Genomic DNA, 3,727 nt, shown 5'->3' on the forward strand with positions numbered 1-3,727 from the left:
GAATTCTCCTGACCCTGGGCAATTACATGGGTCTTGTCGTCGATCTCCTTGACGACCGCCCTCACCTTCCGTCCCAGTTCGCGGGCGACCCGGACTCTGCGATGGCCGAAGACGATCATGTAGCGGCCGTTGGAGCCCGGATGCGGACGGACAAGTATGGGAGAATCCTGCCCCCTCTCCCGAATTGCTTCCAGCAGCTCTTGGTACTGTTCCTCATCGTCGCCCATGCGGTCGGAAACGAACGAGCCGTCGACGGCACTTGGGTCAAGTTCAACGACCTGCTCGCCCTCAAGATACGCATCCGCTTGCATTGCCAACTCGTTGACCGAGCGGATCATGGATTTTGACGCACCGCGGATCGGATATGCCGCAGCGGCGGCAGATGACGCCCGGTCTCCGGCCTCCGCTTCCACGAGGCCTGCAAGAAGATTCTTACGTGCCATGTTTACCTCCAGATAGCGCGTAGTCCGTTGAATACATGTGAAAAAGACCCGCTTTTGTCAGCAGACAAAGTCAACGACCCCACGCTTCATGAATCAAAGCTACGATTTCACCGTTTACGACGTCCAAAGCTTCCATTGCCCGCTCGTATGTGGAACGGGTCATCGCATTCTTTTCGACTTCGTAGAGGGTCTGCTTGGTAATCCCCGCGTCGGAAATCGCCGTTGATTTCAGCATCTGGTTCTTGAGAATGAATTCCCCAAATAGCGTATGCAGGAACGCCACCATCTGCGCTTGCGGCTGATCCGTGGGTTCGAATCGAGTAACAAGATAGCGATACCACTCCAGATTCACCTCGGCACCGGCCGCTCTGATCGGCTCTAGGATGTTCCCGAGCATCAGCAGAAACTGGCCCATGCTCATAACATCCAGCATCTGCGGATGGATCGTGATCAACACTGAGGTCGCCGCGGTCAATGCGGTGATCGTTAGGTAGCCAAGCTGCGGCGGACAATCGATAACTACGACATCATAGCGATCGTCGACCTCCATCAATGCGTTCGAGATACGCGTGAAAAACGCCCTGCCCACATTCGAAGACTTGTCCGTCATAGCCAGAGGCGTGTCGTATTCGAATTCCTGCAGCTCTAGGTTCCCAGGGACGATATCCAAGCCCGGGAAATTCGTCGGCTTGATGATTTCCGAGAGAGACACCTTCCCGTCGTCATAACGAATCGCGTCGTACAGTGATTTCGTCTGGTCGAGTTCAGGTTGGAACCCATGCAACGAAGAAAGCGACGCCTGCGGATCGAGATCGACAGCGAGGACACGGTGCCCGGTAAGCGCAAGATATTGGGCTAGGTGGGCAGCGGTAGTGGTCTTGCCGCTGCCCCCCTTGAAATTGACCACAGCTAAGATCTGAAGTTTCTCGCTCGCTCGCCGATGGGGAACATACATGCGAGCTTCAGATCGACCGTACTGGTCGAGATACTGGCGCAGCTCAAGCATCTGTTCAGCAGTGTACGAGCGCCTGCCCGACGTCGAGGTTTCGGGCACCGGTCCCTTTCCTTCCAGATGCAGTTTCTTCAGATGGCTCTGGGAAACACCCAGATATGTGGCAACCTCCGCCAGCGAGAACGAACGAAGATTCTTCTTTGCGTGAGGAGGGAAGCGTTGCATCGAAAGCAGATGCAGCTTCTTCGATATCTGGTCCCCCTGATCGAGGATGCTTTTCTCGAACGGCAGCGGGATTTTTGTAGGAACGGGCGAACTCACGTTCATTCAATCGAGACTTTCTAAAAACGATTTTTGACGGAAAAGCGCCAAGCAACCGTCATTATGTGTGATTCGCTCGTCCGGGCAAGAAATTTAAAGTTAACAAAAGCTTAATGGTCTCGGGACAGGATCAGATCCTATGATTCATGCAACTGAATATGCTACACAATTCGGCGATTTTGTCTGCGGACAAAACCTGCCTAGCCAAGCGTCACGACCTGTTCTTATCGGCTTCCTTGGGCCACTCGCACCGCGCCAGGGCCCGGCAAGTGATCACGATGAGCTTCTGACAAATGTCTACAGATCAACATGGATGGACTGGGCTGACGCGACGTTGCAAAGCGGCCATGTCACCTTTCGTCTCCCTTGAACGAGCAGCCAAGCGTTCCAGCTGACAGCCGCGTCGGTGGAAAGGGGCAGCGCTCATCACCCCGTCGCCATCACGATAAGCGCCAAGTGTCAGGACGGAATGGTGGCGTTGATAGCGCTCACCAGACGAGAATGTGAACGCGCTCGTCGCCCAGGCCCGTCGACGACGGAGAGCGAGATTCCCCGACAGATGCCAAGTCGCGTCTTTGTGAAACCGCTTCGACGAAAGGGCCACACTCTAGCGAAGCCGCTGTCGCTTTTACTTCCAGATTCCAATCGAAACGCTAGGCTACCGTTGCGCAACCCCCTCAAAAGGGGGGAAGAGAGGGGCCTTTCAGAGCCCGGACGCCTTGGTCAGATTGACCCGGAAGCGGTCACGCCGCCGCTGGTACTTGCGGGTCATCTCCGCAGAGGCGTGGCCAAGCTGCTTCTGCACATAGCGCTCATCAACCTCGGCAGAGGAAGCGAGGCCGGCGCGCAGTGAATGGCCGGAAAACTTCTGTCCCCGCTCGCCTTCGGAGAGATCGCTGCGCACGCCAGCGGCCAAGGCTGTGCGCTTGACCAACCGGGCCACCTCCTGAGCGTTGAGCCGGTCGGCGCCGACCGTCTTTCCTTTGCCGGTGACGCGCCGGAAGAGTGGCCCGTGCGCGATCCGGGCGAATTTCAGCCAGATCTCCAATGTTACGACGGGGCAGGTGGCGTCGGACGAGCCGCGGCCGATCTCGACCTCGCGCCAGCCCGTCTTGCCACGCAGTGTGACGAGAACGCCTTTGTCCAAAACGTCGATCCAGCCGCGGCCATCTTCCGTCTGGTCGCGGCTGCAATCCAGGCCGACGATCTCCGAGCGTCGGAGTCCGCCGGCAAAGCCGAGGAGCAAAATAGCGCGATCGCGCAGGCCGCGCAGCTTGCCGCGGTCCAGCGTCTCCAACATGGCAATGAGATCCTCGGGCAGGATGGCTTCTTTCTGGCGAGGAGGGGAGGCGTGTGTGTTGCGGATGCCGGCCATCACAGCTGCGATATGCCGGTCCTTGCGGTCCAGGTGCTGGCCACGCTGCGCATAGTTCCAGGAGAGCGAGGAAAGCCGGCGCTCGATCGTCGCCACCGAATTGGATCTTCGACCGCCGCTAACCTTGGCGGATGCACAGGCCGTGACGTAGAGGCCAACGACCTGGGGATCGCACGGAAGGGTTTCGACGCCTTGCCGTCGGCACCAACTGGCAAAATGACGCCAGTCGGAGGCGTAGGCGCGCCGCGTGTTCGCCGAACTGGCCGCTTCGACATAGCCACGCGCGCGATCAGCCAAGCCTTCAAGGTGACCCGGAAGCCCACTTTTCTCGCTGGTCGGCACCGGCAGGCGAGGGGAGGGGGGAGCATTAACATACTCTGCGCCACGTCCCATTTCCATCACGACATCCACGATGTCCGGGAGGTTGTTCTGGGCACGCTTGTCGGTCATGACGGGATTCTAATGTGATTTGGGCGGCAGTGGCGAGAGGCGATGGCGACATCTGTGCGGCTGGATTGCATGCCTTCTTTGACGGTCCAGCTGCCGCTTGGAGCGCCATCTGTTAGCCGTGGAGCCTGTACGCTTTAAGACATATCGATTTGGCAAAGGGGGCGTGATCCAGCTACACTGCGACCC

At 58.1% G+C, this 3,727-nt stretch carries 3 protein-coding genes; all 3 read right to left on the reverse strand.

The features are described from left to right. Positions 1–443: ParB/RepB/Spo0J family partition protein (locus tag EOA29_RS28750; RefSeq protein WP_127221937.1), on the reverse strand; the 443-nt coding region annotated here is incomplete at its 3' end. 70 nt (positions 444–513) lie between these two features. After that, on the reverse strand, positions 514–1,722 hold the full coding sequence (gene repA / locus EOA29_RS28755) for a plasmid partitioning protein RepA (protein WP_127221938.1): 1,209 nt from the start codon (positions 1,720–1,722) through the stop codon (positions 514–516). A 697-nt stretch (positions 1,723–2,419) separates the two neighbouring features. After that, positions 2,420–3,541, reverse strand: a complete 1,122-nt coding sequence (locus EOA29_RS28760) for a site-specific integrase (RefSeq protein ID WP_127221939.1) — start codon at positions 3,539–3,541, stop codon at positions 2,420–2,422. Between the last annotated feature and the right edge of the window lie 186 nt (positions 3,542–3,727).

The organism is Mesorhizobium sp. M1E.F.Ca.ET.063.01.1.1, from assembly GCF_003998155.1.
Lineage (GTDB): Bacteria > Pseudomonadota > Alphaproteobacteria > Rhizobiales > Rhizobiaceae > Mesorhizobium.

Coding starts and splice junctions, on each gene's coding strand:
- EOA29_RS28760 (WP_127221939.1), bottom strand. CDS start 3,541: ATGACCGACAAGCGTGCCCAGAACAACCTCCCGGACATCGTGGATGTC.
- repA (WP_127221938.1), bottom strand. CDS start 1,722: ATGAACGTGAGTTCGCCCGTTCCTACAAAAATCCCGCTGCCGTTCGAG.